Source organism: Nocardioides sp. NPDC057767 (genome assembly GCF_042798275.1).
Taxonomy (GTDB): Bacteria; Actinomycetota; Actinomycetes; order Propionibacteriales; family Nocardioidaceae; genus Nocardioides.
Map to the genome: position 1 here is coordinate 19683 of NZ_JBHVKJ010000045.1, position 26817 is coordinate 46499.

The window sequence follows — 26817 nt, forward strand, 5'->3', positions numbered from 1 at the left end:
CAGACTTGGACAAAGCGACTATGACGGCACTTTGCGCTTTCGCCGAAGGGTGCACGCCGCCAGAGGATGCTCTGGCCGGGCTTGAACCCGTCTGCGGCGGAGTTCTTGCGCGACGCGAGTGTGCTGAACCCGGGCGACCCCCCGACTCCGTTCGGTACGTCGGCAAGGCTGGCTACCGATCTGTACGGCGACTGGGTTCTTACCGCCGAGTTCTGCATGGAGGGGGACTGGTTCCACGGCTACGCCTGCGTGTGGTGGCTGTGGCTGATAAGCCTGGTCCGTAGGAGGCAGGATGACGGCGTTGAGTACCTTGGGATCACGGGCTATGCGCCGTTCCAAGAGGCAGAGTTGGTGACACTGTCGAAGGCGGGCGTCCACGAGGGGGAGACCGTTCACACCCACGAGGAGATCGCTGAGTTGTTGGAGAACTGGACCGGCGCCTTCGACTGATCAAGCTGGGTGATCAGGCTCCGGCGGCGTACGGCCCGAGTTGAATGCCATGTGGAACAGATCCTCGGGTGCCGCGGTTGAGGTTGGACATGACCCAGACCACAGCCACCGAGAAGACCGCCGCCGACTTCTGGTTCGACCCTGCCTGTCCGTTCGCCTGGATCACCTCGCGCTGGATCCTCGAGGTCGAGAAGGTGCGCGACGTCGAGGTGACCTGGCACATCATGAGCCTGGCGTACCTCAACCAGGACAAGGACATCCCGCAGGAGTACCGGGACTTTCTCTCGACCGCGTGGGGTCCGGTGCGGGTGTGCATGGCGGTGCAGAACGAGTACGGGCAGGAGAAGCTCGCCGAGATCTACACCGCGCTCGGCACCCGCCGCCACGTCGAGGGCCGTGACTTCGACCGGGCGCTGATCGAGGAGGCGCTGGCCTCGGTCGGGCTGCCCGTCGAGCTGGCCGACGCCATGGATGACGAAGCCTTCGACGAGGCCATCGCGAAGTCCCACCACGAGGGGATGGACCAGGTCGGCAACGATGTCGGCACCCCGACGATCGCGATGAACGGCTCGGCCTTCTTCGGACCGGTCATCTCCAAGGCGCCGAAGGGCGAGGAGGCCGGCAAGCTCTGGGACGGGTTCCAGCTGATCACCGCCTACCCCTACGTCTACGAGCTCAAGCGCGCCCGGGTCCACGACCTCGACTTCAGCTGAGTGCTGATGCCCTGACCAGCAGGAATTTGACGGTGACGCCGACGTCGACCAGTCGTACGTTGGCAGGGTGACCACTTCAGACGAGGCAGGAATTCTCTCCAGGGCGCTGGACCAGACCGGCGACCTGCTCGACCGGGTGCACGCCGACACCGTCTCGCGGCCGACGCCGTGCAAGGAATGGGACGTCGGCGCGCTGGCTGACCACGTCATCGCGGACGGCCCCAACTTCGTCACGATGCTTCGTGGCGGCCAGCCCGACTGGAGCGCGCCGACCCCGCATGTCAGCGAGAGCTGGGGGCCGGCGTTCAAGGTCGGCGCCGACGACGTGCTGCACGCCTGGGACCAGGGCACCGGCCCTGACGGCTGGGAGGGCGGCGCGTCGGTGCCGGTCGGCGTGATCGTGGCCGAGTACGCCGTGCACTCCTGGGACCTCGCGCAGGCGCTCGGCGTCCCGACCTCCGAGCTCGACCCGGAGCTGGCCGAGGTCGGGCTGGCCTTCATGAAGGCGAGCCTGAAGCCGGAGATGCGCTCGGGCGCGTTCGCCCCCGAGGTGACGGCGCCCGAGGGGGCCGGAGCGTACGAGCGGCTGGCTGCTTTCGCCGGACGGCAGGTCTCCTGAGACCATGGTCATGTGGTCGATCAGATGGGAGTGTTCGCGCTGCAGCGGGCACTGACGCAGGCAGCAGAGCTTCTCGACACCGTCACGGCGGACGACCTGACCCGGCCGACGCCGTGTCCCGAGTGGGATCTGCGCAAGCTGGCCAACCACATGATCGCCCAGCCCCGCGTCTTCGTGACGATGCTCCAGGGCTCTCCGCCGGGATGGGACGGCCGTGAGGACTACGCGGTCAACCTCGGTGAGGAGCTGCGCACCCGGGGCAACGCGCTGATCAACCTGTGGCGCGAGCTCGGCCCCGATGACATGGTCATGGTCGACCCCGACTGGCAGTCGGCAGAGATCGCGGTCCACACCTGGGACCTGGCGGTCTCTCTCGGACGGACGACCGACGGCCTCGACGAGGCGGTCGCCCAGCGAGCGGTCGTCGCGATGGACCGGATCCTCGGCCCGGAGCGCAAGGGACGGGCCTTCGCCAACGCGCTCTCGGCACCGGAGGGGTCGGGTGCCTACGAGCACCTGGCGGCGTACGCCGGACGGCCGGTGCCGTTCGGGGTGGATGGGGTCGCCTAGGTTCTGGGGGTCTCGACAAGCTCGACCACCAGGCGAAACGACACACCGAACACATGCGTTTGCGGCATGTCGGACGCTTGATTCTCCAAAATCAAGGGTATGGCCCGCTTCCCCCGCGTCATCACCGTGACCCTGACCGCTGTCGTTCTCGGCGCGTCGATGCTCGTGCCTGCGATCGGGTCGGCGATCGACCCGGCGGCCGCGCAGGGCGACCAGGACGACCAGCTGATCAAGCTGCCGCGGCTCGAGGACGGCATCGCCACCCGTGACGTGAAGCTGCCGCCGAGGCTGACCGAGCGGTCCGCCGGCGCGGCCTCGACGGAGAAGCTGAACACGACGACGTTCTCGATGGTCGGGGTGTCCTGGACCGGGGCGGAGACGCCGCAGGTCGAGGTACGGGTGAGCAAGTCGGACCGCTGGCGCGAGTGGCAGCCGCTGCCGCTGCAGCAGGACCTGCCCGACGGTGCCGAGAGTGTCGCCGCGCGTGGCAAGGTCGAGCGCCGGGGCACCCAGCCGGTGTGGACCGGCCGGGCCAGCGGCGTACAGGTGCGGGTCGAGGGCGCGCAGCCCAAGGACCTCAAACTGACCCTGATCAACACCGGGCCCCAGGAGGACGTCAAGGCGCCGAAGCGGGAGGCCGACGACCTGGGCTACGGCAGCGCCGGCGGAAGTGCCCCGAACGGCCGGGTCGCGCGATCGCGACCGAAGTGGGCGCCGAAGCCGGTGATCTTCACCCGGTCGCAGTGGGGAGCCAACAACTCCTGGCGCAACGGCCGCCCCGAGTACAACTCCTCGCTGAAGCAGGTCCACATCCACCACACCGCCACGAGCAACAACTACTCCAAGGGCGACGTGCCGGGGATCATTCGCGGCATCTACAGCTATCACACCAGGTCACTGGGGTGGTTCGACATCGCCTACAACTTCCTCATCGACAAGTACGGCCGTTCCTGGGAGGGCCGCTCCGGCGGCATCGACCGGCTCGTCAAGGGCGCGCACACCCGTGGCTTCAACCACCAGTCGATGGGCATCGCCCTGATCGGCAACTTCGAGAACGTACGTCCCTCCGACGACGCCCTCATCAAGACCGAGCGGATGGCGGCCTGGAAGCTCGACATGGCCGGCCGCGACGAGCGCGGCACGCTCGAGACCGTCTCCCAGGGCAGCGACCGGTTCCCCGCCGGCCGGCGGGTCCGGGTCTGGGTCATCGACGGCCACTTCCACACCAACGAGACCTCCTGCCCCGGCGCCCAGCTCGCCAAGTGGCTGCCGTGGATCCGGAAGTACGCCTACCAGCGGGACCAGATGTTCAATCCTTGATGCGACGCTCCGCGTCGCGCGCGCTTCGCTATAACCCTCGTCTTCCCTCCCTCCGCTCGTCGCTGCGCTCCTCGCTGCGGTCAGTCCAGACGAGGGGCGCTCAGCGCGGGCCTTGATGCGACACGGTGGCGCGCCGCGGAATAAAACCTCTGGCGTCTGCTCACTAGGATGCTTCCCATGAGCAATGTTCTGTCCGCAGTCGCCTGGCCGTACGCCAACGGCCCGCGCCACATCGGCCATGTCGCCGGTTTCGGCGTGCCCTCCGACGTCTTCAGTCGGTACATGCGGATGGCGGGCCACGACGTGCTCATGGTCTCCGGGTCGGACGAGCACGGCACCCCGATCCTGATCGCCGCCGACGAGGCGGGCGTGACGCCCCAGGAGCTGGTCGACAAGAACCACCGGATCATCGTCGAGGACCTGACCTCGCTCGGCCTGACGTACGACCTCTACACCCGCACCACCTCGGCCAACCACCACTCGGTGGTGCAGGAGCTGTTCCTCGGGGTCTACAACAACGGCTACTTCGTCGAGCAGACCTCCAAGGGCGCGATCTCGCCGTCGACCGGACGCACGCTGCCGGACCGCTACATCGAGGGCACCTGCCCGATCTGTGGGGCCGACGGGGCCCGCGGTGACCAGTGCGACAACTGCGGCAACCAGCTCGACCCGGACCAGCTGATCAACCCGGTCTCCAAGATCAACGGCGAGACCCCGGAGTTCATCGAGACCCAGCACTTCTTCCTCGACCTCCCCGCCCTGGCCGAGGCGCTGCACGCGTTCCTCGACGACCGTGAGCAGACCGGCCTGTGGCGTCCCAACGTGATCCGGTTCAGCCAGAACATCTTGAAGGAGATCCGCCCGCGCGCGATGACGCGCGACATCGACTGGGGCATCAAGGTGCCGCTCGACGGCTGGCGCGACAACCCGACCAAGCGGATGTACGTCTGGTTCGACGCGGTCATCGGCTACCTGTCCGCCTCGATCGAGTGGGCCCGACGCTCCGGGAACCCGGAGGCCTGGCGGGCCTGGTGGAACGACCCTGAAGCCCTCTCCTACTACTTCATGGGCAAGGACAACATCGTCTTCCACTCCCAGATCTGGCCTGCCGAGCTGATCGCCTACAACGGTCAGGGCTCGAAGGGCGGCCAGCCGGGGGCGTACGACATCCTCAACCTGCCGACCGAGGTCGTCTCCAGCGAGTATCTGACGATGGAGGGCAAGAAGTTCTCCTCCTCGAAGAAGATCGTGATCTACGTGCGCGACCTCCTCTCGCGTTACCAGCCCGACGCGTTCCGCTACTTCGTGGCCGCCGCCGGCCCCGAGTCGAACGACTCCGACTTCACCTGGGCCGAGTTCGTGCGGCGTACGAACGACGAGCTCGTCGCCGGCTGGGGAAACCTGGTCAACCGCACCGCCACCCTGATCGCGAAGAACTTCGGCGAGCTGCCCGCTGCCGGGGCCCTCACGGAGGCGGACCGGGCGATCCTGGACACCGTCGGCGGCGCGTTCGCCACGGTCGGCGAGCTGATCGGCCGCCACCGGCAGAAGCAGGCGATCGGCGAGGCGATGCGTGCCGTCGGCGAGGTCAACAAGTACGTCACCGACCTGGAGCCGTGGAAGCTCGCCAAGGACCCCGAGGACCGCGAGCGTCTCGGCACCGTGCTGCACGTGATGGCGCAGTGTGTGGCCGACCTCAACCTGATCCTGTCCCCGTTCCTGCCGTTCTCCGCCAACGAGATCGACAAGGCCCTCGGCGGCAAGGGTGAGTTGGCCCCGATGCCCCGCATCGAGGAGGTCGAGGACCTCGACACCGGTAAGCCCTACCCGATCATCACCGGCGACTACGCCGGCGCGCCCGCGTGGCAGCGCCACCCGATCGTCGTCGGTACCCCGGTCGCCAAGCCCACCCCGGTCTTCCAGAAGCTGGACCCCGCGGTCATCGACGAGGAGCTCGACCGGCTGGGCATCAAGCCGGAGTAATCGGTTGGATCGAGCCCCGCGTGGATGCGAGGATTCGGCGCATGATCGCACTGCTCGGCGACGACCGGGGACACCGTAGCCATCAGGAGCTCAACGCGCTGAGGCCGCAGCTGGCCGAGCTCGGGGTCGAGACGGAGTGGGTGCCGACCGACTCCGGGTTCGACGTCACGGCCTACGACGGGGTCTGGCTGGTTCCCGGCTCGCCCTACGCCTCCGATGCCGCGGTGCTCGACGCTCTCACCGTGGTGCGGGAGCGCGGGATCCCGTTCCTCGGGGTGTGCGGCGGGATGCAGTACGTGGTGCTGGAGTGGACCCGCAACGTACTCGGCTCCGTGGCGACCCACGCCGAGTCCGACGGTGCCGGAGACGACAATGCCGTCGCCGCTCTCGCCTGCTCGCTCTACGGCGAGGAGCGGCTGGTGACCCCGGTCCCCGGCACCCGCTTCGACGGCTGGCAGCCGGAGCCGTTCGTCGGGATGCACTTCTGCAACTACGCCCCGACCGCCGACGCGGTCGCCGCGCTGGAGAAGATCGGTGTCGTCGTCGGCGCCACAGCCGACGACGCCGGTGCGGAGGTGCTGGAGTTCCCGGACCACCCGTTCTACGTCACCAGCATGTTCCAGCCCCACATCGGCGCCCTCCACGGCGCTCCGGTCCACCCGCTCGTGCGAGCGTTCGTCGAGGCTGCTGGGCGACGGAACGACTGAGTCGGGTCAGCCACCGCCGTCCCCGCCACCGTCGCCCCCGCCACCGCCCCAATCTCCGCCGATGCCGCCGCCCGAGCCGCCGACACCCCAGCGTGTGCGAGATGCCCGGAAGATGCCGCGCACGATGGCTGCGACCCAATCTTCCCTGGAGACGCGGTATGCGCGCTGCATCACGTACGCCGGAGGCACGCCGGGAGAGACGAAGAGCCGGTGCACCTGGCCCACGGCCGCGAGATGGCCGATCAAGGTCGCAGTGCGCCGCGTCGGCTGGGCGCCGCGGTTGCTGTCGAACAGGATGGCTGAGAGGTGGCGGCGAACGTCCTGCTTGTAACTGATGTCACCCGCCGGCCAGCCGGTTCTGGTGATGAGGAATCGCTTCTGCTGCTCCCGGCGAAGCATGCCCTGATGGACGAGGCGTTCGGTGAGATGGTCGAACATCTGGGTCCCGCAGCTGTTGATCAGCGGCACGGGCCGCGGCCTACCGCCGGCGAAGCTGAGGCAGCGCTGGAGGCACGGATCCTGGGGTATCCCGACCCCGGTCGGGTGCACCTCCAACATGCCTGTCCCGGGGTTCCGATGCAGCTGGACGGCGCCGGCGAGCGCGAGCTCCGAGACCAGTGCGCCACCGAGCAGGAGATCGAGCGTGAACGCGTTGACTCCGCGGACGGGGCGACCGCTGACGTCCTCGAGGACCAGCAGCAACAGGTCTTCTGCGATCAGCATCTCGTTGCCACCTCCGGGTCACTCGGGCTGACCGACGGCGGCGGCGTAGCGCTTCGCGAGGATCTCGAGGTGGTCGCGGAGATCCGGGGGTGACTCGACGGTGAAGTCGAGGCCGAGCATGCCGATCCAGACGGCGACGACCTCGAGGCTGTCGCCGCCGGTGACCAGGACGCTCCGGTCGGGGGCGATCGGCTCGACGGTGCCGACGGCGGGGTTGATGCGGGAGATGACCTCGTCGGCAGGGGCGGCGATGACCAGGCGGGCATGGACGGCCCAGCCGGTGCGCGCGACCTCGCGTACGACGAACTCGGTGAGGTCGCTCTGCCCATTGAATGCGGGCGGGTCGCTCGGACGGAACGGGCGGCCGCCGGGGACCTTGAGGCGCAGCCAGTCGACGCGCAGCGGCAGCCAGGCGTCGGCGCGGGGGTCGCGGGCGACGAGATACCAGCGGCGCTGCCAGGAGATCAGCCGGTAGGGCTCGACCTCGATCGGCTCGTCGCGGTAGTCGGCGCGTACGCCCTGACCGTCGCGGATCGCGGTGGCCAGCGCCTGCAGGGTGCCGGCGTCGACGTCGGGGTCGGGGACGTTGCTGTCGGTGTTGACCGGACCGGCTTCCATGGCGTCGACCACCGCGGCCAGCTTGCGACGCAGATGGTCGGGAAGCACCTGGTCGAGCTTGGCGAGCGCCCGGGTGCTGGTCTCGGCCACCCCGGCGATGCCGGTCGCGGCCTTGAGGCCGACCGCGACCGCGACCGCCTCCTCGTCGTCGAGGAGCAGCGGCGGGAGGTTGCCGCCGGTGCCGAGCCGATAGCGCCCGCCCGGTCCACGCACGGACTCCACCGGGTAGCCGAGCTCGCGGAGCTTGGTCATGTCGTTGCGCACGGTGCGCTCGGAGACGTCGAGACGGGTGGCGAGGTCGGTGCCGGTCCAGCCGGCCGAGGACTGCAGCAGACCGAGGAGCGCGAGGAGTCGCGCGGAGGTTTCCAGCACGGACTCAGAGTGCGGCAAAAGAAATTCTCGGGCCAGCGAAATTGCGGAATCAGGCTTGCCGGAACCCTTCCTAACGTGGGTCTCACAAGGTCGGAAACCACCAAGGAGAAGTCATGAACACCCAGGTCAGCAACCAGATCAAGCAGGAGATCAGCACCGTCACCGTCGAGTTCCCGCAGGCCGATCTCGATGACCTCCGCTCCCGTCTGGACCGCACCCGGTTCGCGCCGGCGGTGCCCGGTGACTCCTGGGAGTACGGCACCCCGACGGCCTACCTCGCCGACATGGTCGAGCGCTGGAAGAGCTTCGACTGGCGGGCGGTCGAGGAGCGCATCAACGCGGTCCCCAACCACCTGACCGAGATCGACGGCCAGGTCATCCACTTCGTCCACGTACCCTCGTCGAACCCGGACGCCAAGGCGCTCCTGCTCGCCCACACCTACCCGGGCTCGTTCCTGGAGTTCCTCCCGATGATCGACTCCCTGACCGACGAGTTCCACCTGGTGATCCCGGAGATGCCGGGCTTCGGGCTCTCGACGCCGGTCGTCGAGACCGGCTGGACGATGAAGCGCGTGGCTGAGGCGTACGACGTCCTCATGCGCCGGCTGGGCTACGACTCCTACGGGGTGCACGGCAGCGACGGCGGCGCGATGGTCGGCCGCGAGCTGGCGATCCTCAACCCCGAGGGCTTCCTCGGTGCGCACGTCCTGCAGCTCTTCTCGTTCCCGTCCGGCGACCCGAGCGAGTTCGAGGGCTTCGGGCCGAAGGAGTACGCCGCGCTCGAGCACATGCAGTGGTTCCAGTCGGTCGGCGGCTACAACGCCATGAACGGCTCCCGTCCGCAGACGATCGGCGCGGCGCTGGCCGACTCACCGGTGGGGACGCTGGCCTACAGCGAGCTCTTCGAGTCCTTCGGGAACGGCACCTCGCTGGTCACCCCCGAGCAGGTCATCGAGCAGGCGACCTTCTACTGGCTCACCAACTCCTACGCCTCGGCAGCCCGCTACCACTACGAGGAGGGGCACGCCGAGCGTGAGCCGGAGGTGTCCCAGGGCCGGATCGGGGTCGCCGTCTTCAAGGACGACTTCCAGACCATCAGGTCGCTGGCCGAGCGGGACAACGCCAACATCCAGCACTGGTCGGAGTTCCCCGAGGGTGGCCACTTCGCGGCTCTGGAGCGTCCCGCCGACATCGCCGCCGACCTGAAGGTCTTCTTCGCCTGACAGGCCTGAGCAGAGCTCGAGGATCGCAGTCCCCCCACGGCTGCGATCCTCGAGCACGTTCTCAGGTGGTCGTCGTGGTGACGGTGGTGGCGACCATCACCGCGGTCATGACCGCGGTGACCTCGTCCATCGCGTCCTTGACACCCTTGGCGGCCCAGTCGCCGCGGGCGATCTCCTTGGCCCGCTTCCTGACCGTCCCGGCGCCGACCGTCCGCGTGTCGACCACCTTGTGGGCGAGGTCGATGGAGGAGAGCAGGGCGATGAGCGCCCCGGTCCGGGCGTCCGGGGTGGCACCCTGGACGAGGACGGCGACCAGCTCGCCGCGTACGGCGTTCTCGTGGGTCGAGTCCGCGGCCGGCCAGGTGGTGCGCGGGAAGATGCCGAGGATCTTCTCGTCCCGGCGCTTGAGGATGTTGCGATCGCAGAGCCGAGCGGCGAGGGCCTCGTGGAGGCCCTTGCCGAGGTTGGTGACGGCGTTCTTGGCCGCCAGCGGCTTGCCTGCCAGCGAGTCGTACGCAGCGGCCAGGACCGGCTCGTCCGGCCGGTGCCCGGGCACCGCCACGGCCTTGGCCGGGGTGAGGCCTGACGTGGGCATCACTCGGGCCGAGCCCGTCATCACGAGCTCGGTCAGGATCGCTCCGCCCAGCGCCTGCTGGACCCAGGACGAGGTGAGCGTGCCCTGGGTGTCGTCGAGCACGAGCAGCAGCAGATCTTCGGCGATGAGCATGCCTCAGACGCTACGGCGTCCTCGCCGACCGCACCTCCTACGAAAGGACGATCTTCACCTCGACCATGGTCTGACTAGGAGGGTGCCGACTCCGGGCCGGCGACGTCGAACATCCAGCTCACACCGAACTTGTCGTCGAACTGGCCGAAGTAGTCGCCCCAGGGAGCCAGGTCGAACGGCACCCCGGGCGTGCCGCCCTCGGAGAGCTTGGCGAACTGGTCGGCGTAGATCTCGCGGTCGGCAGGGTCGGAGCTGGTGATCGCGATGGTGACGCCGGCGGTCGGGGCGACGTAGTCCATGCCCGGAGGCGTGTCGGAGGCCATCAGGACCCGGCCGTCGTCGAACGTGAGCGAGCCGTGCATCACCTGGTCGGCGGCCTCGGCGGGCGCGCCCATCTCGGGCATGTCGCCGAACGTCATGACCTCGACCTTGCCGCCGAGCACCGAGCTGTAGAACTCGAGCGCTTCCTTCGCCTGGCCGTTGAAGCTGATGTAGGGGTTGAGCGTTCCCATGCTGATCTCCTTTGATCCGATGTCTGACCCCGCTGCCCACAGTAGGCGCGCGCCATGACGCTGAGAAGGGCAATTCGCACCTGTCCGGATCCGGTTCAGGGATGGGCCACATCGACGCCGAGCCAGGTCGCCAGAGCCTCGATCTCGACGTCCACCGCGTCCCCGATCTGTGGGGTCCAGGGGAAGTCCTCATGGACGGCGAAGACGTTCAGCTTCCCCGCCTTGTGGTCCACCTTCGCGTCGAGCTTTCCGACCAGCCGCTCGCCGTGCAGGATCGGCAGGGCGAAGTAGCCCCAGCGCCGCTTGGCGGCCGGCTTGTACATCTCGAGGACGTACTCGAACCCGAACAGGTCCAACGCCCGGTCGCGGTCGTAGACGAGGCGGTCGAAGGGGGAGAGCAGGGCCGTACGCGGCGCGAACTCGTCCTCGAGGGCGGCCAGCGCCTCGGGGTCGACCCGCCACTCGCCATCGACGCCGGTCACGGTGCACGGGACACCGGCATCACCCGCGCCGAGCATCTCGCCACCGGAGGACTCCTTCCGCCCCGGGCGGGCGATTCCGAGCGAGGCGAGCCTGCGCACGGTCTCGACCGTCAGCGCCTCCTCGGGGGTGGGCAGCCGCAGGTCTGAGGGGTAGACCCGCTCGGCGAGGTCCCAGGTGCGGAGCTTGCCACGGCGTCCCGCGATCGCGACCTCGCCCATCCGGTTGAGCAGCTCGATCATCCGCAGCACGTTCTTGTCGTTGGTCCACCCGGTGGAGGCCCACGGCACCTCGGAGGTGTCCTCGATCTCGCCGGCCACGAGCGGGCCGTCGGCTCGCAGGCGATCCAGGACCTGCGTACGGAATCTCTTGTTGGCCTCCACCCACTCGACCGCGGTGGGGTGGATCCGGCCGGGGGAGAGGGCCAGAACGGTCTCGATCTCGTCCATCGGCATGATGAAGCTGGAGAACTCCACCAGCGATCGCTCCTGCTCGAGCGCGAAGGTGAGGTCCGAATGGTCGTACGCATCCCCCAGCCGCGACCACGCCACCAGATCCGCGCTCGGGGCGATCGCCCTGGTCGGGTCGATCTGCAGCAGCGTCAGCTGGTCGACGGTCTCCACCAGCGACACCGGCCGGCGTGCGTCGAGAAGCTGGGCCCGGACTGCGATCCGGCGCGCCTGTTCCGGAGCCAGGCTGAGCGTCATGGTTGCCACACTAGGGGGAGTTCCGGACGACCTGCTGCCGATTCGAACTGATCTTCCGATTCCGCTTGACCGCGCCGATGTTAACGCTCACACTGAGTCGCATCGTGACGGCGGTCACACTGGCTGCCGCAGCGGAACACTGGAGGACGACAGTGAAGAAAACCCTCACCGCCCTGTGTGCGCTCGCCATCGGCGGGATGTCGCTCAGCGCGTGCGGTAGCAGCGAAAGTGCCGACGACGGCTCGATCACGATGGGCTTCGCCCAGGTCGGGGCCGAGAGCGGCTGGCGCACCGCCAACACCACCTCGATCCAGGAGTCGGCCAAGGAGGCCGGCATCGACCTGAAGTTCTCCGACGCTCAGCAGAAGCAGGAGAACCAGATCAAGTCGATCCGGTCCTACATCCAGCAGAAGGTGGACGTGATCGCGTTCAGCCCGGTCGTCGAGACCGGCTGGGACGCGGTGCTCCAGGAGGCCAAGCGCGCCAAGATCCCCGTGGTGCTCACCGACCGGGCCGTGGACACCGAGGACAGCTCGCTCTACGTGACCTTCATCGGCTCAGACTTCGTCGAGGAGGGCGAGAAGGCAGGCCAGTGGTTGGTCGACAACGCCGACGCCTCCGACGTCGACAAGGACGGCGCGGTCAACGTCGTCGAGCTTCAGGGGACGACCGGATCGGCCCCGGCGATCGACCGCAAGAAGGGGTTCGAGGACGTCATCGCGTCGGACCCCACGATCAAGATCACCTCCTCCCAGACCGGCGACTTCACCCGTGACGGCGGCAAGCAGGTCATGGAAGCCTTCTTGCAGTCCAACCCGAAGATCGACGTCGTCTACGCCCACAACGACGACATGGGTCTAGGTGCGATCGAGGCGATCAAGGCAGCCGGCAAGAAGCCCGGCACCGACATCAAGATCATCACCGTCGACGCGGTCAAGGACGGGATGACCGCGCTGGCCGCAGGCGAGATCAACTTCATCGTCGAGTGCAGCCCGCTGCTCGGCCCGCAGCTGATGGACGTCGCCGAGAAGGTCGTCGCCGGCGAGGAGGTCCCCGAGCGCATCGTCACGGAGGAGACCACCTTCACCCCGGAGCAGGCGGCCGAGGCGCTGCCTGACCGGAAGTACTGACGCCGTTCACCGAGCTACCTCGGTCAGGCGCCGCTTCCTTCGTGGAACTCCGCGAAGGAAGCGCGCGCCCACCGAGATACCTCGGTGAGCATCCGACCCGCCGCAGCAGCCCCGACCCCCCTAGGAGCCAGCACGACATGAGCCAGGCAGAACTGAAACCACCCCGACCGGTGGTGGAGATGCTCGACGTCTCCATCACGTTCGGAGCGGTCCGAGCCCTCGACGGCGTCTCGCTCCGTCTCCTACCGGGGGAGGTGCATGCGCTCATGGGGGAGAACGGGGCGGGCAAGTCGACGCTGATCAAGGCGCTGACCGGGGTCTACACGATCGACTCCGGGAGAGTGGAGATCGCCGGAGTCGAGACCCGGTTCGCCACGCCGGCGGCGGCGCAGCATGCCGGGATCAGCACGGTCTACCAGGAGGTCAACCTGGTGCCCAATCTCACCGTGGCCGAGAACATGCTCCTCGGCCGCGAGCCGCGCCGACTCGGCCGGATCGACCGGCGCGAGATGAACCGGCGGGCGGCGACCTCGCTCCTGGCCCTCGGCATCGACATCGACCCGGGCTCCGAGCTCGGCAGCCATCCGATCGCCGTCCAGCAGCTCGTCGCGATCGCGCGTGCCGTCGACACCGACGCCCGGGTGCTGATCCTCGACGAGCCGACCTCCAGCCTCGACGCCGACGAGGTGGCCAGGCTCTTCGAGGTGATGCGCAGACTGCGTGATCAGGGCACCGCGATCGTCTTCGTCTCCCACTTCCTCGACCAGGTCTTCGAGATCTCCGACCGGATGACGATCCTGCGAAACGGCCGCGTCGTGGGTGAGCGGCTGGTTGCGGAAACCACCCAGCTGGAGCTGGTGCAGCTGATGATCGGCCGCGATCTCCAGGTGCTCGAACGCCTGGACCATGCAGTGCATGAGGCCGCGGAAGAGGCCTCCGGCGAGCAGCGTCTCCCGGTGCTGAGCGCCGTCGGTCTGGGGCGGAAGGGCAACCTGGAGGCCACCGACCTGAACCTGTACGCCGGGGAGGTCGTCGGCATCGCCGGCCTGCTCGGCTCGGGGCGTACCGAGCTCGCCCGGCTGCTCTTCGGTGCGGACACCCCCGACACCGGCGATCTGACGGTCAGGGGGTCGAGCCGCCGGAGGCTGCGGAGCCCGCGTCACGCGATCGACCGCAAGCTCGCCTTCTGCAGCGAGGATCGCAAGGCCGAGGGAGTCTTCGAGGAGCTCTCCGTCGCCGACAACATGCTGCTCGGCCTACAGGCCAGCCGCGGCTGGCTGCGGCCGATCCCGACCTCCACCCGCTCGACGCTGGTCAAGGAGTTCATGACCGCCCTCGACATCCGGCCGGGCGATCCCGGTCTGCCGATGCGAAGCCTGTCCGGCGGCAACCAGCAGAAGGTACTGCTCGCGCGCTGGCTGATCACGGAGCCGGACGTACTCCTGCTCGACGAGCCCACGCGCGGCGTCGACATCGGTGCCAAGACCCAGATCCAGCAGCTCGTCGCCGATCTCGCGGAGAAGGGGATGAGCGTGGTGTTCATCTCCGCCGAGCTCGAGGAGGTGCTGCGGCTGAGCCACCGGCTGGTGGTCCTCAAGGACCGCCGCAAGATCGCCGAGCGGCCCAACCGCGACATCGACGTCAACGACGTACTCGAGATCATCACCGGCGAGCCCGGGGGCTTGGCCGAGAAGGAGCGCGCAGATGCCTGAGACCGTCAGAACGGGCAAGGCGATCGCGGGCCGCGCGATTGCCCACCATCTCTTCTGGCCGCTGGCCGCACTCGCTGCGCTGTTGGTGGTCAACCTGATCGCGACACCGACGTTCTTCAACGTACGCATCCAGGACGGTCACCTCTTCGGCAGTCTCGTCGACATCGTGCGCAACGGCGCCCCGGTGCTGCTGGTCGCGATCGGGATGACCCTGGTCATCGCGACTCGCGGGATCGACCTCTCGGTCGGAGCGGTCGCAGCGATCGCTGGTGCGGTCGCGTGCGTCTACATCGTCAAGGGCCCGGCCGACGGCGCTGCCGGCACGGCGGTCGTGGCGGTCACGATGGCGCTGGCGGTCGCCGTCGCGCTGGGGCTGTGGAACGGCTTCCTGGTCTCGGTGATCGGCATCCAGCCGATCATCGCCACGCTGGTCCTGATGGTCGCTGGCCGCGGGATCGCGATGCTGGTCACCGGTGGCCAGATCACCACCGTCAACAACGACACCTTCGCTGCCCTGGCCTCGGGCCATCTCCTCGCCCTCCCGGTGGCGGCGCTGATCGCCCTCGGGGTCTTCGCCGCCACCCAGATCGTCGTACGTCGCACCGCACTCGGTCTGCTCATCGAGTCGGTCGGGATCAATCCCGAGGCGAGCCGGCTGGCGGGTGTGCGGTCCCGCACGATCATCTGGACGGTCTACGTCTTCGCGGCGCTGTGCGCTGGCACCGCCGGCCTGATCGTCGCCGCCAACACCCACTCGGTGAACGCCAACAGCCTCGGGCTGTGGATCGAGCTGGACGCGATCCTGGCCGTCGTCATCGGCGGTACGTCGCTGGCCGGTGGTCGCTTCTCGCTGACCGGAACCCTGGTTGGGGCGATGCTGATCGCCACCCTCACCCGGACCATCCCCAACATCGGCATCCCGGCCGAGGCCAACTACCTGTTCAAGGCACTGGTCGTCGTGCTCGTGTGCCTGCTGCAGTCGCCGAAGGCGCGAGCGGTGCTACAGCGACGCGGTGACCGCACGCCGACAGGCCCGAGCCGCGAGGAGGCGGTCGCATGAGTGTCCAGGTGTCCGAGATCGAACCCGGGCTCCTCGCCCGGATCGCGCGGTTCAGTCCGCCGCGGCGCTACCTCCCCGTGCTCGGCACGTTCGCCCTGTTCATCGGCATGTTCGGCGTCGGTGGGCTCCGGTACGAGGGGTTCGCCGACCCGCAGGTCTTCCTGACGCTGCTGCTCGACAACGCGTTCCTGATCGTGCTCGCGGTGGGCATGACGTTCGTGATCCTCACCGGCGGGATCGACCTCTCGGTCGGCTCCAACGTCGCCCTCTCGACGCTGATCGCAGCCCGGACGCTCGAGCTCGGCTGGCCGGTGGTCGCAGTGATCGCGATCGTTCTCCTGGCCGGCACCCTGCTCGGCACCGCGATGGGGTTGCTGATCCACTACTTCGACATCCAGCCGTTCATCGCGACCCTGGCGGGCATGTTCCTCGCCCGCGGGCTCTGCTACCTGATCAGCGTCGACTCGATCCCGATCAAGGACGAGACCTTCTCGGCCATCGCGTTCGGCTCGATCACCCTGCCCGGTGGCTACTACCTCGGGTGGACCGCGGTCTTCGCGCTGGTGATCGTCGCGGTCGCTGCGTACGTCCTCTCCTCGACACGCTTCGGCCGCACCGTCTACGCGCTCGGAGGCAGCGAGCCTTCGGCGCTGCTGATGGGGCTGCCGGTCGCGGCGACCAAGGTCGGGGTGTACGCGATCAGCGGGCTGTGCGCCGCCCTCGGCGGGCTGCTGTTCGCTCTCTACACGCTCTCGGGCTACTCGTTGCACGCGGTCGGGATGGAGCTGGACGCCATCGCCGCCGTGGTCATCGGCGGGACGCTGCTCACCGGCGGTCGTGGGTTCGTGATCGGGTCGCTGCTCGGGGTGCTCGTGCTGGGCACGATCCAGACGTTCATCTCGTTCGACGGCACGCTGTCGTCGTGGTGGACGCGGATCACGATCGGGGTGTTGGTGCTGGTGTTTGTGGTGGCGCAGCGGGTGTTGACTCGGCGGTGACGTCGGGTTCCCGCGTCGTCGGGTGCTGTGTATTTGTGGCTGGCGTTTGCCGCCGACCCGTTACAGGAGGGTGTTCTCAGCGGCGTCCGGAGTAAAGGACGGCCTTCGGCCGCCGGCTTCGCCGGTTGCCTGCGGCGATCCTTGACACCGGCCGTCGCTGAGAATTTTGGCTGGCTATCGGGCCGGCGGCAGGGGTCTGGCGCGGAGATGTGGCTCGGTCCGTGAAAGAAAATTCTCTTTCACTTGGAGGAGCTGGGCGGATTGGTGGGGGTGAATGAATTTTCGTTCACCGTGGAGCGTCTGCCTCCCGAGGAGCGACTGTCTCCCGGGCACACTGGGGTCGGCGGCCCAAGACCAGTCCCGCGGAACAGTGCCCACACCAAAAAGGCGTCCCGCGTAACGACCAAATGCCCCTGACCAACCGGGCTACAACCGCCCAAGAGCCGCACGCAGCGGATCGAGCCCGAGCGACCCGAGATCGAGCGCGGCACGATGGAAGGCCTTCATGTCGAACGCCGCCCCGGCCCGCGCACGCGCATCCTCGCGGGCCTGGAGCCAGATCCGCTCGCCGACCTTGTAGGACGGGGCCTGGCCCGGCCAGCCGAGGTAGCGGGCGACCTCGAAGTCGAGGAAGGCGTCCTCCATCAGGCAGTGCTGGCCGATGAACTCGCGGCCGAGCTCGGGGGTCCACACCTCGCCGGGGTGGAAGCCGAAGGGGTTGTCCTCGGGGATCGTCAGCTCCAGGTGCATGCCGATGTCGATGATGACCCGCGCGGCCCGGAAGGACTGGCCGTCGAGCATGCCGAGGCGGTCGCCGGGGTCGTCGAGGTAGCCGAGATCGTCCATGAGGCGCTCGGCGTAGAGTGCCCAGCCCTCGCCGTGGCCGGAGACCCAGCACATCAGCCGCTGCCAGCGGTTGAGCAGCTCGGCCCGGTAGGCGGTCTGGGCGACCTGGAGGTGATGGCCGGGCACGCCCTCGTGGTAGACGGTGGTCAGCTCCCGCCAGGTGCCGAACGAGGTGACCGACTCGGGCACCGACCACCACATCCGGCCGGGACGGGAGAAGTCCTCGGAGGGGCCGGTGTAGTAGATCCCGCCGTCGGAGGTCGGGGCGATCATGCACTCGATCCGCCGCACCGGCTCGGGGATGTCGAAGTGCACGTCGGCCAGCTCCGCGATGGCGCGGTCGGCGGCGCCCTGCATCCACTCCTTGAGTGCGTCCGTCGAGGTCAGCCGCCGCGCTGGGTCTTTGTCGAGATGCGCCGCCGCCTCCACCACGCTCGACCCCGGCAGGATCCGGTCGGCGGTCGTCTCCATGTCGTCGGCGAGCCGCTTGAGCTCCTCCCAGCCCCAGGCGTACGTCTCTTCCAGGTCGATCTCGGCCCCGAGGAAGCGCCGCGAGGCGAGCTGGTAGTGGTCACGCCCGACCGCCTCCTTCGGCAGCCCGTTGGGCGCCAGGTCCTCGGCCATGAACCGCCCGAACTCGGTGAAGGCCTCGTTGGCCTTCGCCGCCGAGGTCTCGAGCTCGGTGCGCAGGGAGGCGGGGGTTCCCTCGGGCGCGCGGCTGATCAGACCGGTGAAGAACCCGTCGGCGCTCTTCTGCCCGGTCCAGAGGAGGATCTGGTCGGCGACCTTGGCGTACTGAGCCGTCGCCGAGACCCGCCCGGCTGCGGCCTCCTCGCGCAGTGTCGCGGTGTAGCCGGCGATCGCGTCGGGCATCCCGGCCAGCCGGGACCCGATCGCGGCCCAGTCGTCCTCGGTGTCGGTCGGCATCAGGTCGAAGACCTCACGCAGGCTGTGGATGCCGCTGGTGATGACAGAGACGAACTTCCGGTCGAGCTGCGCCTCGGCGAACTCGATGTCGAGCCCGACCCGTTCCAGGAACGCCTCCTTGGCGACCTGCTCACGTTCGTCGACCGGCTTGATCGCGGCCACGTCGGCATAGGCGGTCCGGTTGAGCTCCTCCACCGCCCGCATACCGTCGGGAGACAGGTCGGGGAGGTCCGCGTCGTGACCGGCGACACCGACGTAGGTTGCAGTCAGCGGGTCGAGGGCGCAGAACTCCTCGACATAGCGGTCGGTGCGGGCGTCTACTTCACGGGTCACCCGGCCAACCTTAGGACCGGGACGTGCTGGAGCAACTCAATTCCTGGCTACACGCAACGAACTCGACAGACTTCGCGTAGGAGGGGTGTGAACGTGCCAGAGGAGGTGTCTGTGGATGCCGACCATGAGGGGACAGAGCCGGATTTCGGCGCCTGGGTGGCCTCGCGGGGTCCCGCGCTGCAGCGGTTCGCCTACCTGGTGACCGGCAACAACTCCGACGCTCCTGACCTGGTGCAGGACGCCCTCACCCGAGCGCTGCCGCGGTGGGAGTCGCTGGCGGCGTCCGGGACGGCGGAGGCGTACGTGAAGAGGAGCATCGTCAACGGGTCGATCAGCGGGTGGCGCAAGCGGCGCCGTCTGGTGCTGGTCGAGGACGTCGAGCCGATGTCCACCAGGCACGAGCCCGGCCCCGAGGAACGCGACGCGGACGAGGCGTGGGCTCTGGTGCAGACGCTGCCGTCGAACCAACGAGCGGCCGTGGTGCTCCGCTTCTACGAGGATCTGTCGTTCGCACAGATCGCGACGGTGCTCGACTGCGCCGAGGCGACCGCCCGCTCACATGTGCACCGGGCGCTGGCCAAGCTGAGGGAACGTTTGAACGAGGGGGTTGACAATGAGTGACTTCGAGCGCGAGGAGCGGGCCTTCCGGGCCGCCCTGGCCCGTGCCGCCGACGGCTTCGAGCCGCGGAAGCTCGCGATCCCCGGGGACGCTGAGGAGTCCGGACCGGCTGCGGTGTCCGTGGAGACGGAGACGGAGACAGCCGAGGAGAAGGCACCCGTACGCCGCCGATCCACCTGGATCCTGGCGGCGGCAGCCGCGGTGCTGGCCGTCGTCGGCCTGGGCGGCGTCATCGCCAACCTGCAGCCCGACGGGAGCAGCGACGAGAGCACGGCGGCGAGCGACACCGTCGGGGAGCAGGACAGTTCCGGCGACGCGCCCAAGGTGCTGGAGGGAGCGGAGGACGCTGCCCCTGAGGGCACGTACGTCGATCCGCGCCGCACCGACCTGGGCGCCCCCGCGGCTGGGAAGCGCTGGGCCGTCCGCTACGACATCGCCTTCCAGGTGCCCCAGGAGTGGGCCGACGCTAACGCGCCGGCGCTGCCCGAGTGCATCGCGAAGCCGGGCGACCAGTGGGACACCGTGCCGCGGACTCCCTACGTCGCCAACATCACCAACCAGCCGGTGCCGGCGATCGCCTGCAACGAGACGAACGACCGCGACTACCCGGCCGAGTTCGGCAAGGTGCCGTTCGCGCTGTGGCAGCCCTATGCCCTGATCCAGAAGCCGGACAAGGGTGAGACCTTCGAGACCGGCTCCTGGGAGCACGAGGGCTGGCTGCTGACGCGGGTCCAGGTCGGGGATGCGTACGCCTCGATCCTCACCGGTCCCGGCGACGACGACGTGAACGCCGAGATCAAGGCGTCGCTGAGAACGACGCCGGAGGATCCCTACGGCTGTGACACGGCCTCGCCGTTGGCCGCAGGTGACCCGGTTCGGCCGACGACCGAGCCGAAGACCTCACCGCTGGAGGGCGATGCGCCGGATTCGATCGCGATCTGCGAGTACGAGCCGTCCTCGGCCTCGCTGACCGGCTCGCGAGAGATCAGCGGCTCGGAGGCCTCCGGTCTCGTGGAGGCGATCCGGGACGCGCCGGCCCGCTCCGGCCCCAACTCGCCGCAGAACTGTGCCGCGGGGCAGCCGGTCACGGCGTACGTCATCCTGCGGATCTTCCGCGACGGCGAGGCTGGCGACGTCTACGTGAACTACGAGAACTGCACCGAGCACGGGTTCTACGACGGGCTCACCGTGCACGAGCTCAGTCCGGCGGCCTGCCGCCCGGTGTTCGCCGAGGATCCGGTCACGATCTTCTCGGCTCAGGGCGACGTCGCCAAGGTCTGCCTCTCCTGACCCTCGGCTGCTGGCCGCCCCCGCTCGGGGAGGGCGGCCAGCAACCGAGTAGTGCGCCAGGCGGCGTAGAGGAAGAGCAGCACCAGAAGGCCGTTGCGCCAGGCCAGCACCTCGGTGATCCACGGTGAGCCGATGTCGTTGAAGGTGAGCATGTAGCCGTACATCCTCGGGAAGATCTCGTGGGTGAGCAGCGTCACCGCGACCAGCACGAACGACCAGATGCCGAGCTGTCTGCGGGCCCGGCCGCGGAGCAGCACCAGCCCTGCGGAGGCGGCGGGCAGCAGCCAGAGCATGTACTGCGGGCTGAGCACCTTGTTGGTCACCAGGAAGGCGGCCACGGTCGCCAGCACCAGCCAGACGATGGTCTCCTCGGTCCGCTCGCCGTCAGGGAGACGGCGCCAGGCGAGCACCCACCAGACGATGACGAGCGCCCCGACGACCACCGAGGCGATCGTCGCCGCGAGGAGCAGCGCCTCGACCGTCGGGCCGCTGATGTCGTAGGCCTTCCACTCGGTGTAGTCGATCGCGTAGCCGCTCGCCGGGCCGCCGTGGCCCCACCGGAACATCGCCGGGGTCGCGAAGACCGACTCGATCTGGAGACCTCGCTCGCTCTGGTAGCTCAGCGGCGTCCAGAGCCGGTCCCAGCCACCGAGGACGAGGCTCAGGCCGGCCAGCGCGATACCGGTGGCGACGACGGTCAGGATGACCCCTCGGCGGGCGGCGCGGTTCGCCGCGAGCGCGGGGATGACCAGGATCGGCCAGTACTTCGCGCCTGTCGCGAAGGCCGCGAACGCCGCCGCCACTCTCGGCCTCCGGGCCGCGTAGAGCACCGCCAGACCGACCATGATCCCGGGGAAGAGGTCGAAACGGGCGTACGCCGTCGCCCCCAGCGCCGGGACGGCGGCCAGCCACAGCGCCTCGGCGCCCGAGACCCCGAACCTCGGGTGCTCCCCGCGGCGGTTGCGCACGATGAGCAGCATGAAGAGCAGATCGGTCAGCGCGGCCATCACCAGCACCGCCACGATGTAGGCATCGCCGCCGAGGCGGAGCAGGTCGATCGCCGCGTACGGGATCCAGAGCAGCAGCAACGCCGGCACCGGATACTCGACCAGCGTCCCCGCCACCCCGTCCGCAGCCATGGCGTCCAGACTGTCGCGGTAGTAGTTGACGTCGCCCACGACGCCCCACTCCAGGCCCCACCAGCCGAACCAGCCCTCGGCTGCGGCCGGGAAGCCGTAGAGGACCACCACCCATCCCCGGGTCACCAGCCATGCCAGGGTGACCAGGAGATATCGCCGAGAGAACGTGATCACCCCGGGATCATAGGCAGGTTATGGCAAGGTGAGCGCCGTGTAGGCGGCCTCCGCGAGCCGATTCCCGGGGGTCCCGGCCGGTGCGTTGCGCAGGTAGTCATGAGTCGCCCCGTCGTATCGGATATGGCCCCCGCTCATGACGGTCACGTGGGTAGCGTCCTCAGCGAGGTCTGCGACATCGTGGGTCGACATGAGCACGTTGACACCGCGGTCAGCGATCTTGGTGAGGATGTCGCGGAACGTACGCCGCTGGGTCGGGTCCATCCCGGCAGTCGGCTCGTCGAGCAGCAGCACGCGGCTCCGATGGATCGTTGCGGACGCGACCCCGAGCCGGCGAAGCTGTCCGCCGGAAAGCGACTTCGCCTTCTTGTCGGCCTCGTTTGTCAGGTTAACCGTGGCGAGTGCGTCGATCGAGGCCGCCCATGCTTCATGCCGGCTCATACCCTTGAGCCAGCCCGTGTAAGAGACCTGTTCGCGCGCGGTCAGACCGGTCATCGCGGTGACATTCTGCGGCATCCATGACACGTGACGTCGGAAGTCCCTTGACTTCGACGGGATGTCGTCGACTGAGACGAGCCCTCGCCTTGGGTAGGTCACCGAGGCGCCGAGGCGAAGCAATGTCGACTTTCCGGCACCGTTCGGTCCCAGCAGGATCGTGAGACCGTCGGGAAGGTCATAGCTGAGGCCGTAGAGTACGTCGGAGGCCCACGGTCGGTAGCGGTAACTGATTGTTTCGAAGTGCAGGGTCATGGCAGTTTCCTTGCAGTGAGAAAGGTCAGGAGTACACCGAGTGTGATCGCGCCCACGGCAGTGATCGTCGCGTGTGGCGCGTCGATCGGGAGACCAGTGATTGCCCATGGGAAGTACTCGACGGGAGTGCGACGGCCGACCAGGATCACAACGAACACCCAACCAGTGGCGACAACGATCCCCCCTCGCGCGATAAACGACCTTGCGATGAGCATTAGGCCGGTGAGGAAGAGCGTGTTTCGGGCGAGGACCAACGCTTCCCCAATATGGGTGGCTGCGTACGCTGTGCCGGCGATGATGAGGGCCGCAGCAACCGCGGACGTGATCAAGAATGTATCCATCGCCGAGACGGGGCGGATCGCGGTGATCTCGGCCTCCGGGAGCCGGGAGTCAAGGCAGAACGCGAGGGCCGAGGCCAGGACGAGTGGTGCAAACGTCAGCACCGGGACTGTCTGGTGACTCACTGTCCATGAGACGAGCGATGCGCTGACATCGGTGAAGAGCCAGGCGGCGAGGGCGATGACGATCAGGCCGAGTCCCAGGACCTGCACGACCTGACGTGCCTTGATCCACCACGTCATGCGGCGTCCTCGCAGGCAGTCTTCTTGATCTTCTGGTACCACGCCCGCTGCACCCGGTCGGGCTTCGTGGAGACTGTCTTCACCGTCTTCATCAGGTCGCTGTGCTGCTTGCGGGTGTAATAGGGATCCTCGCCTGCGTAGGACTCGAAGGTGCGGGTGATGCCGAGCTTCTCGCCCAGCCACAGTTGGGCGACCCGGTAGGCAAGGTGATCGTCCGCGTCGCACCCGAATCGAACCTCCTCGATGAGCAGGGGTCCAGCAGCCGAACCGCTTTTCTGTCCCTGAAGCAGGAAGGCGTACCGCGTTCCGCCGATCGCTGGGGGATCGAAGCGACCGTAAATGCTTCGCTCGATGACGGTGTCAGGCATGGTGGTCGTCACGCCGTACGCGGTGAGCACATCGTAGGCCGAGTCCACTGTTCGACGGATCTCATCGAGGTCTCCGCTCGCCTGCTTGGGAATACATACTTTCGGCCGGTCGCCCGCGCACTTGAGCGGGACGTTACCCGCGTTCAGGGTCGGGTTGTAGCTCCAATCGTTGACGATCGAATAGCTGGTGTAGGTCGAAGCCAGGATCAGTGTTCCGCCAGTGACGAGCGTGACGAGCTTCGGAAGCCGACTCCAGAGCAAGGCAACTGCTGTGACCAGTCCCACGGTGGGGAGGCCCTGCGCAACCATTGACTCGACGGTGGCTGACTCGCCGAATCCAGGTCCGTCCAGGTAGTAGCCGCTCATGTGGCGCACGAACATGGGATCGACGGCAATTGTCACTGCGACCACATAGAACACGGTGCACGCCAGAACAGGTGCCGCGATGATCGGATTGACTCTCTGCCCGAGCGTAAAGCCGATTATGGCCCACGCTGCGGACAGCACAAGACCGAGGAACAGGGGCGGCAGACTGTCCCAGGTTGGCATCGTCGGTCGCTCCACGAAGGCGGCGACGACTGGCACCAGGAACATGAGCCATGCTGTCGCGACGACGGGGAGCAGAGTGGTCGCGATGACGGTCGCGGGCTGCCGAAGTGGAGCGATCAGCCAGACTCCGTCGTGCCTAAGACGGGAACCTTGCCACGCTCCGGTCGCGGCAGCGAGGCCGTAGGCGACGGGATACACCGTCGCGATCGGGGCCGCGACGAGCAACGGCGCTGATGCAATTGGAACGTAGAGAACTTGATCTCGACCATTGACGATGTAATAGAACGCCGCCGCGGCTATGGCGATCGGGAGGATCGGCAGAGCAGCAGAGGAACGAAGTAGCGCGCGGAAACGCATGCGGATCTTTCATGTTCGCGCGGGACGTCGGCCGAGCACGGCAAGTCGGGCTAGACCGACGTCCCGGGTTGTCCGAGAGTGGTGTGGGCTAGTCGGCGAGGGAAGTGTCCACGCCAACCCAACTGACGTGCAGGAGACCGTCATTGTCGGTGCCGGACGTGCCTACCCGCGGAGTCTTGAAATAGTAGGAGTAAGTCCCACTCGTTAGGTTGGTCCACTCGCCGATGCTTCGAGTCGTATTGTCCCTGAAGCACGCGACGTACGTCTTCGTGCCGTAATGCACGTCGGGTGCGGCAGTAATGTCGCGCCACACCCGGACGTCAGCTTCCTGCTGCTGACCGTAACCCTGGACCTCGCAGTCCTGCCATTTGATCTGGGTGTACGGACCGGTGTCGCTCCAGCGCCGAGACTCACCGACGCCATCCGACCAGCCCGAGATGTAGCCGGTCCAGTTCGCCATGGCGGCGGGAGCCGTCACAGCGATGATCGCTGCACCAGCGGCGACAGCGCAGGCACCCTTCCTGATGCCGCGGCGAGGAAGAACACTTCGCATCGAGTCACTCACTTTCGTTAGGTGGGTATTGCCCGGACGGACCCTAGTGCTTTACCTATGCGTCGGATCGTGTTCCAAAGAAAGTGGCTCGGCTTTAACCAAACCGATACCCTCATGGGGATAGTTGCCGTGGCATGCAGGAGGTCGAACAGCAGGAAATCTTGGCTGAGCCGGGCGGTCCGGGACGTGCCGACGCGCCGTCGCTGGATGACGGAGGAGTCGGTCGCAACTATCGCGCGCCATCGATCAGATGAAGCTGAGAACCGAGGCCGCGGTACGGGTCTCGACGGCCAGCCTCAAGTTCGGCGGCGATGCAGTCGGCGATCGTTGCCGGGTCGGGCATCTCGCCTGCTGCCGCGCAGTCGGTCAGCAAGCGGACGCTGTACAAGCACTCGATCTCGAGATCCGGGTCCTCGCACCAAGCGGTGACGTCGTCCGAGTGTGCGCCTTTGCGTCGGCGTCCAGCCCGTTGACGTAGGTCGTCGCGTCGAACGCGGCGAGCGTCTGTTTCCACTGCCGAAGGAGGCCAGGCCGGTAGGCGAGCGTCTCCCCGTTGCGGAAGATGATCGACAGGATGCCGCCTCTGGCGCCCTCGCTCGCCAGTCTCGCGCCGGCGGCTGTCGCGTCGTCGTCCAGATACGTCAACAGGCCGTGTGCTGTCATCAGGTCGTGTGCTGTCATCAGGTCGTAGGTTCGCTCGCGGAAGAGCCGGTCAAGATCGTCAAGGGTGCCCTGAAGGGTCCGGACCGCCACGCCGTGCTCGTTCGCCGCGACAGTATGGGTATCGAGGAGTGGTCGCGACGGGTCTCCTCCCCAGGTGACGGCGGCTCCGCGCGGCCGCCAGATGGATGGCCTGGTTGCTCTGGCCGCCTCCCACCTCCAGCACATTTCTTACCGCCGCGGTGTGATCCAGCAGCTGGTGATGGATGGCCTGCTGCCGTACGACGTTTGCGCAGGTTGCCCAACCGATCGACCACGGGCCTCGATGTCGCTGAGCGAGGTCATGCCGCGGAGCCGGTCAGCGGGGCAGGCCGCTGGCGCGCCAGGCGTTCGGGCCAGGGTGGAGCGGCGTACGCAGCTGGGGGGTGGCCCAGAGGGAGCGCTCCTTCTTCTTCGGGGACTCGCCCGTCGACCCCATCGCCGCGAAGACGGCCACGATCGCGGCTACGTCCTCGGGGGTGGCGTTCTGGTCGATGACCTTGAGCAGGGGCTTCTGCTCTTCGTTGTCGGTCATATCCGTGACCACCTTTCGGTTCTTTGATTGCCTTACGTCGGGTTTTCGCCGAGTTGGCGCAATCCGGTCCTCGCTCGCTCGCTTCGCTTCGCTGCGGTCCGTTTGCGCCGACTCGGCGCTATCCGCTCTTCGCCGACCCCTCGCTTCGCTTCGGGGTCGACTCAGAGCGGGATGTTCCCGTGCTTCTTCGCGGGCAGCGTCTCGCGCTTGGTGCGCAGGAGCCGGAGCGCGCGGGTGACCTCGGCGCGGGTCTCGTGCGGCGGGATGACCGCGTCGACGTAGCCACGCTCGGCGGCGATGTAGGGGTTGGCGAGAGTGGTCTCGTACTCGTCGATGAGCTCGGCGCGCTTGGCCTCGACGTCGCCACCGGCGGCCTCCACCTCGGCCAGGGTGCGGCGGTGGACGATGTTGGCCGCGCCCTGGGCACCCATGACCGCGATCTGGGCGGTGGGCCAGGCGAGGTTGATGTCGGC

Annotated in this window: 28 protein-coding genes; 14 read left to right on the forward strand and 14 right to left on the reverse strand. The window is 67.9% G+C overall.

All coding sequences use genetic code 11. From position 1 onward, the window contains the following. Nucleotides 1-81 precede the first annotated feature (81 nt). From ACFVDI_RS21135 to ACFVDI_RS21165, 7 genes are all read left to right on the forward strand, one after another. Complete coding sequence (locus ACFVDI_RS21135; protein ID WP_378909656.1) at nt 82-450, forward strand: hypothetical protein; 369 nt, start codon at nt 82-84, stop codon at nt 448-450. Between the two features lie 89 nt (nt 451-539). Next, nucleotides 540-1163, forward strand: a complete 624-nt coding sequence (locus ACFVDI_RS21140) for a DsbA family protein (RefSeq protein ID WP_378909660.1) — start codon at nt 540-542, stop codon at nt 1161-1163. Between the two features lie 67 nt (nt 1164-1230). Beyond that, nucleotides 1231-1782, forward strand: coding sequence for a TIGR03086 family metal-binding protein (locus ACFVDI_RS21145; protein ID WP_378909665.1), 552 nt, complete (start codon nt 1231-1233; stop codon nt 1780-1782). Nucleotides 1783-1794: 12 nt separating this feature from the next. Further along, entirely contained in the window at nt 1795-2352 is a 558-nt protein-coding gene (locus ACFVDI_RS21150) for a maleylpyruvate isomerase family mycothiol-dependent enzyme (protein WP_378909669.1), read from the forward strand. Between the two features lie 99 nt (nt 2353-2451). Beyond that, on the forward strand, nt 2452-3672 hold the full coding sequence (locus tag ACFVDI_RS21155) for a peptidoglycan recognition protein (protein WP_378909671.1): 1221 nt from the start codon (nt 2452-2454) through the stop codon (nt 3670-3672). Nucleotides 3673-3849: 177 nt separating this feature from the next. Then, nucleotides 3850-5655 carry a methionine--tRNA ligase gene (metG, locus tag ACFVDI_RS21160; protein ID WP_378909674.1) on the forward strand — a complete coding sequence of 602 codons (1806 nt, stop codon included), beginning with the start codon at nt 3850-3852 and terminating at the stop codon, nt 5653-5655. A 41-nt stretch (nt 5656-5696) separates the two neighbouring features. Continuing rightward, nucleotides 5697-6362 carry a CTP synthase gene (locus ACFVDI_RS21165; RefSeq protein WP_378909677.1) on the forward strand — a complete coding sequence of 222 codons (666 nt, stop codon included), beginning with the start codon at nt 5697-5699 and terminating at the stop codon, nt 6360-6362. 6 nt (nt 6363-6368) lie between these two features. Here ACFVDI_RS21165 and ACFVDI_RS21170 read toward each other — a convergent pair whose 3' ends face one another. Both ACFVDI_RS21170 and ACFVDI_RS21175 read right to left on the reverse strand, forming a co-directional pair. Further along, nucleotides 6369-7085 carry a GPP34 family phosphoprotein gene (locus ACFVDI_RS21170; protein WP_378909679.1) on the reverse strand — a complete coding sequence of 239 codons (717 nt, stop codon included), beginning with the start codon at nt 7083-7085 and terminating at the stop codon, nt 6369-6371. Nucleotides 7086-7103: 18 nt separating this feature from the next. Then, entirely contained in the window at nt 7104-8075 is a 972-nt protein-coding gene (locus tag ACFVDI_RS21175; RefSeq protein ID WP_378909681.1) for a helix-turn-helix transcriptional regulator, read from the reverse strand. A 113-nt stretch (nt 8076-8188) separates the two neighbouring features. On the opposite strand from ACFVDI_RS21175, the gene ACFVDI_RS21180 reads away from it, so the two are divergent. After that, on the forward strand, nt 8189-9298 hold the full coding sequence (locus tag ACFVDI_RS21180; RefSeq protein ID WP_378909684.1) for an epoxide hydrolase family protein: 1110 nt from the start codon (nt 8189-8191) through the stop codon (nt 9296-9298). Between the two features lie 61 nt (nt 9299-9359). Here the strand turns inward: ACFVDI_RS21180 and ACFVDI_RS21185 are convergent, their stop codons facing one another. The 3 genes from ACFVDI_RS21185 to ACFVDI_RS21195 all read right to left on the reverse strand — a co-directional run bounded on the left by ACFVDI_RS21185 (nt 9360) and on the right by ACFVDI_RS21195 (nt 11724). Further along, complete coding sequence (locus tag ACFVDI_RS21185) at nt 9360-10025, reverse strand: GPP34 family phosphoprotein (protein ID WP_378909689.1); 666 nt, start codon at nt 10023-10025, stop codon at nt 9360-9362. 74 nt (nt 10026-10099) lie between these two features. Next, a complete protein-coding gene (locus tag ACFVDI_RS21190) occupies nt 10100-10537 on the reverse strand; it encodes a VOC family protein (protein ID WP_378909692.1) in 438 nt (145 codons plus the stop codon). 95 nt (nt 10538-10632) lie between these two features. Continuing rightward, a complete protein-coding gene (locus ACFVDI_RS21195) occupies nt 10633-11724 on the reverse strand; it encodes a DNA glycosylase AlkZ-like family protein (RefSeq protein ID WP_378909695.1) in 1092 nt (363 codons plus the stop codon). A gap of 152 nt (nt 11725-11876) precedes the next feature. On the opposite strand from ACFVDI_RS21195, the gene ACFVDI_RS21200 reads away from it, so the two are divergent. The 4 genes from ACFVDI_RS21200 (at nt 11877) to yjfF (ending at nt 16624) form a co-directional block, all read left to right on the forward strand. Then, entirely contained in the window at nt 11877-12854 is a 978-nt protein-coding gene (locus tag ACFVDI_RS21200; RefSeq protein ID WP_378909698.1) for an ABC transporter substrate-binding protein, read from the forward strand. Between the two features lie 137 nt (nt 12855-12991). Further along, a complete protein-coding gene (locus tag ACFVDI_RS21205) occupies nt 12992-14566 on the forward strand; it encodes a sugar ABC transporter ATP-binding protein (protein ID WP_378909701.1) in 1575 nt (524 codons plus the stop codon). Further along, the gene (locus tag ACFVDI_RS21210) at nt 14559-15626 is read left to right on the forward strand and encodes an ABC transporter permease (protein ID WP_378909704.1); all 1068 of its coding nucleotides are present in this window, start codon (nt 14559-14561) and stop codon (nt 15624-15626) included. The genes ACFVDI_RS21205 and ACFVDI_RS21210 overlap by 8 nt, the downstream gene beginning before the upstream one ends. Then, nucleotides 15623-16624 carry a galactofuranose ABC transporter, permease protein YjfF gene (gene yjfF, locus ACFVDI_RS21215; protein WP_378909707.1) on the forward strand — a complete coding sequence of 334 codons (1002 nt, stop codon included), beginning with the start codon at nt 15623-15625 and terminating at the stop codon, nt 16622-16624. The genes ACFVDI_RS21210 and yjfF overlap by 4 nt, the downstream gene beginning before the upstream one ends. 426 nt (nt 16625-17050) lie before the next feature. On the opposite strand, the gene ACFVDI_RS21220 is transcribed toward yjfF, so the two are convergent. Next, entirely contained in the window at nt 17051-18730 is a 1680-nt protein-coding gene (locus tag ACFVDI_RS21220; RefSeq protein WP_378909710.1) for a DUF885 domain-containing protein, read from the reverse strand. Between the two features lie 111 nt (nt 18731-18841). Between ACFVDI_RS21220 and ACFVDI_RS21225 the strand changes: the two genes are divergently transcribed. Next, the gene (locus ACFVDI_RS21225; protein ID WP_378909715.1) at nt 18842-19351 is read left to right on the forward strand and encodes a SigE family RNA polymerase sigma factor; all 510 of its coding nucleotides are present in this window, start codon (nt 18842-18844) and stop codon (nt 19349-19351) included. Beyond that, nucleotides 19344-20639: a hypothetical protein gene (locus ACFVDI_RS21230; protein WP_378909718.1), complete on the forward strand. Its 1296-nt coding sequence runs from the start codon at nt 19344-19346 to the stop codon at nt 20637-20639. Before ACFVDI_RS21225 ends, ACFVDI_RS21230 begins: the two co-directional genes overlap by 8 nt. Here ACFVDI_RS21230 and ACFVDI_RS21235 read toward each other — a convergent pair. The 8 genes from ACFVDI_RS21235 to ACFVDI_RS21270 all read right to left on the reverse strand — a co-directional run. Further along, nucleotides 20606-21952 carry a glycosyltransferase 87 family protein gene (locus tag ACFVDI_RS21235; RefSeq protein WP_378909721.1) on the reverse strand — a complete coding sequence of 449 codons (1347 nt, stop codon included), beginning with the start codon at nt 21950-21952 and terminating at the stop codon, nt 20606-20608. The two genes, ACFVDI_RS21230 and ACFVDI_RS21235, sit on opposite strands and share 34 nt — an antisense overlap. Before the next feature lie 18 nt (nt 21953-21970). Then, a complete protein-coding gene (locus ACFVDI_RS21240) occupies nt 21971-22702 on the reverse strand; it encodes an ATP-binding cassette domain-containing protein (RefSeq protein WP_378909724.1) in 732 nt (243 codons plus the stop codon). Further along, nucleotides 22699-23283, reverse strand: a complete 585-nt coding sequence (locus tag ACFVDI_RS21245) for a hypothetical protein (RefSeq protein ID WP_378909727.1) — start codon at nt 23281-23283, stop codon at nt 22699-22701. The genes ACFVDI_RS21240 and ACFVDI_RS21245 overlap by 4 nt, the downstream gene beginning before the upstream one ends. After that, nucleotides 23280-24557, reverse strand: coding sequence for a hypothetical protein (locus ACFVDI_RS21250; RefSeq protein WP_378909729.1), 1278 nt, complete (start codon nt 24555-24557; stop codon nt 23280-23282). The genes ACFVDI_RS21245 and ACFVDI_RS21250 overlap by 4 nt, the downstream gene beginning before the upstream one ends. Before the next feature lie 88 nt (nt 24558-24645). Continuing rightward, a complete protein-coding gene (locus ACFVDI_RS21255; protein ID WP_378909731.1) occupies nt 24646-25122 on the reverse strand; it encodes a hypothetical protein in 477 nt (158 codons plus the stop codon). Between the two features lie 354 nt (nt 25123-25476). Further along, nucleotides 25477-25863 (reverse strand): hypothetical protein, encoded by a 387-nt coding sequence (locus ACFVDI_RS21260; protein WP_378909733.1) that lies wholly within the window; start codon nt 25861-25863, stop codon nt 25477-25479. Nucleotides 25864-26128: 265 nt separating this feature from the next. After that, nucleotides 26129-26344 (reverse strand): acyl-CoA carboxylase epsilon subunit, encoded by a 216-nt coding sequence (locus tag ACFVDI_RS21265; RefSeq protein WP_378909736.1) that lies wholly within the window; start codon nt 26342-26344, stop codon nt 26129-26131. Nucleotides 26345-26505: 161 nt separating this feature from the next. Next, nucleotides 26506-26817, reverse strand: a 312-nt coding sequence (locus tag ACFVDI_RS21270) for a carboxyl transferase domain-containing protein (protein ID WP_378909738.1), incomplete at its 5' end; no start/stop codon positions are given.

Bases quoted from the DNA above. Each gene is read 5' to 3' on its own strand.
- metG (WP_378909674.1), top strand. From the start codon at position 3,850: ATGAGCAATGTTCTGTCCGCAGTCGCCTGGCCGTACGCCAACGGCCCG.
- ACFVDI_RS21250 (WP_378909729.1), bottom strand. From the start codon at position 24,557: ATGCGTTTCCGCGCGCTACTTCGTTCCTCTGCTGCTCTGCCGATCCTC.
- ACFVDI_RS21180 (WP_378909684.1), top strand. From the start codon at position 8,189: ATGAACACCCAGGTCAGCAACCAGATCAAGCAGGAGATCAGCACCGTC.
- ACFVDI_RS21140 (WP_378909660.1), top strand. From the start codon at position 540: ATGACCCAGACCACAGCCACCGAGAAGACCGCCGCCGACTTCTGGTTC.
- ACFVDI_RS21165 (WP_378909677.1), top strand. From the start codon at position 5,697: ATGATCGCACTGCTCGGCGACGACCGGGGACACCGTAGCCATCAGGAG.
- ACFVDI_RS21265 (WP_378909736.1), bottom strand. From the start codon at position 26,344: ATGACCGACAACGAAGAGCAGAAGCCCCTGCTCAAGGTCATCGACCAG.
- ACFVDI_RS21230 (WP_378909718.1), top strand. From the start codon at position 19,344: ATGAGTGACTTCGAGCGCGAGGAGCGGGCCTTCCGGGCCGCCCTGGCC.
- ACFVDI_RS21210 (WP_378909704.1), top strand. From the start codon at position 14,559: ATGCCTGAGACCGTCAGAACGGGCAAGGCGATCGCGGGCCGCGCGATT.
- ACFVDI_RS21195 (WP_378909695.1), bottom strand. From the start codon at position 11,724: ATGACGCTCAGCCTGGCTCCGGAACAGGCGCGCCGGATCGCAGTCCGG.
- ACFVDI_RS21190 (WP_378909692.1), bottom strand. From the start codon at position 10,537: ATGGGAACGCTCAACCCCTACATCAGCTTCAACGGCCAGGCGAAGGAA.
- ACFVDI_RS21240 (WP_378909724.1), bottom strand. From the start codon at position 22,702: ATGACCCTGCACTTCGAAACAATCAGTTACCGCTACCGACCGTGGGCC.
- ACFVDI_RS21170 (WP_378909679.1), bottom strand. From the start codon at position 7,085: ATGCTGATCGCAGAAGACCTGTTGCTGCTGGTCCTCGAGGACGTCAGC.
- ACFVDI_RS21155 (WP_378909671.1), top strand. From the start codon at position 2,452: ATGGCCCGCTTCCCCCGCGTCATCACCGTGACCCTGACCGCTGTCGTT.
- ACFVDI_RS21205 (WP_378909701.1), top strand. From the start codon at position 12,992: ATGAGCCAGGCAGAACTGAAACCACCCCGACCGGTGGTGGAGATGCTC.
- ACFVDI_RS21245 (WP_378909727.1), bottom strand. From the start codon at position 23,283: ATGACGTGGTGGATCAAGGCACGTCAGGTCGTGCAGGTCCTGGGACTC.
- ACFVDI_RS21185 (WP_378909689.1), bottom strand. From the start codon at position 10,025: ATGCTCATCGCCGAAGATCTGCTGCTGCTCGTGCTCGACGACACCCAG.
- yjfF (WP_378909707.1), top strand. From the start codon at position 15,623: ATGAGTGTCCAGGTGTCCGAGATCGAACCCGGGCTCCTCGCCCGGATC.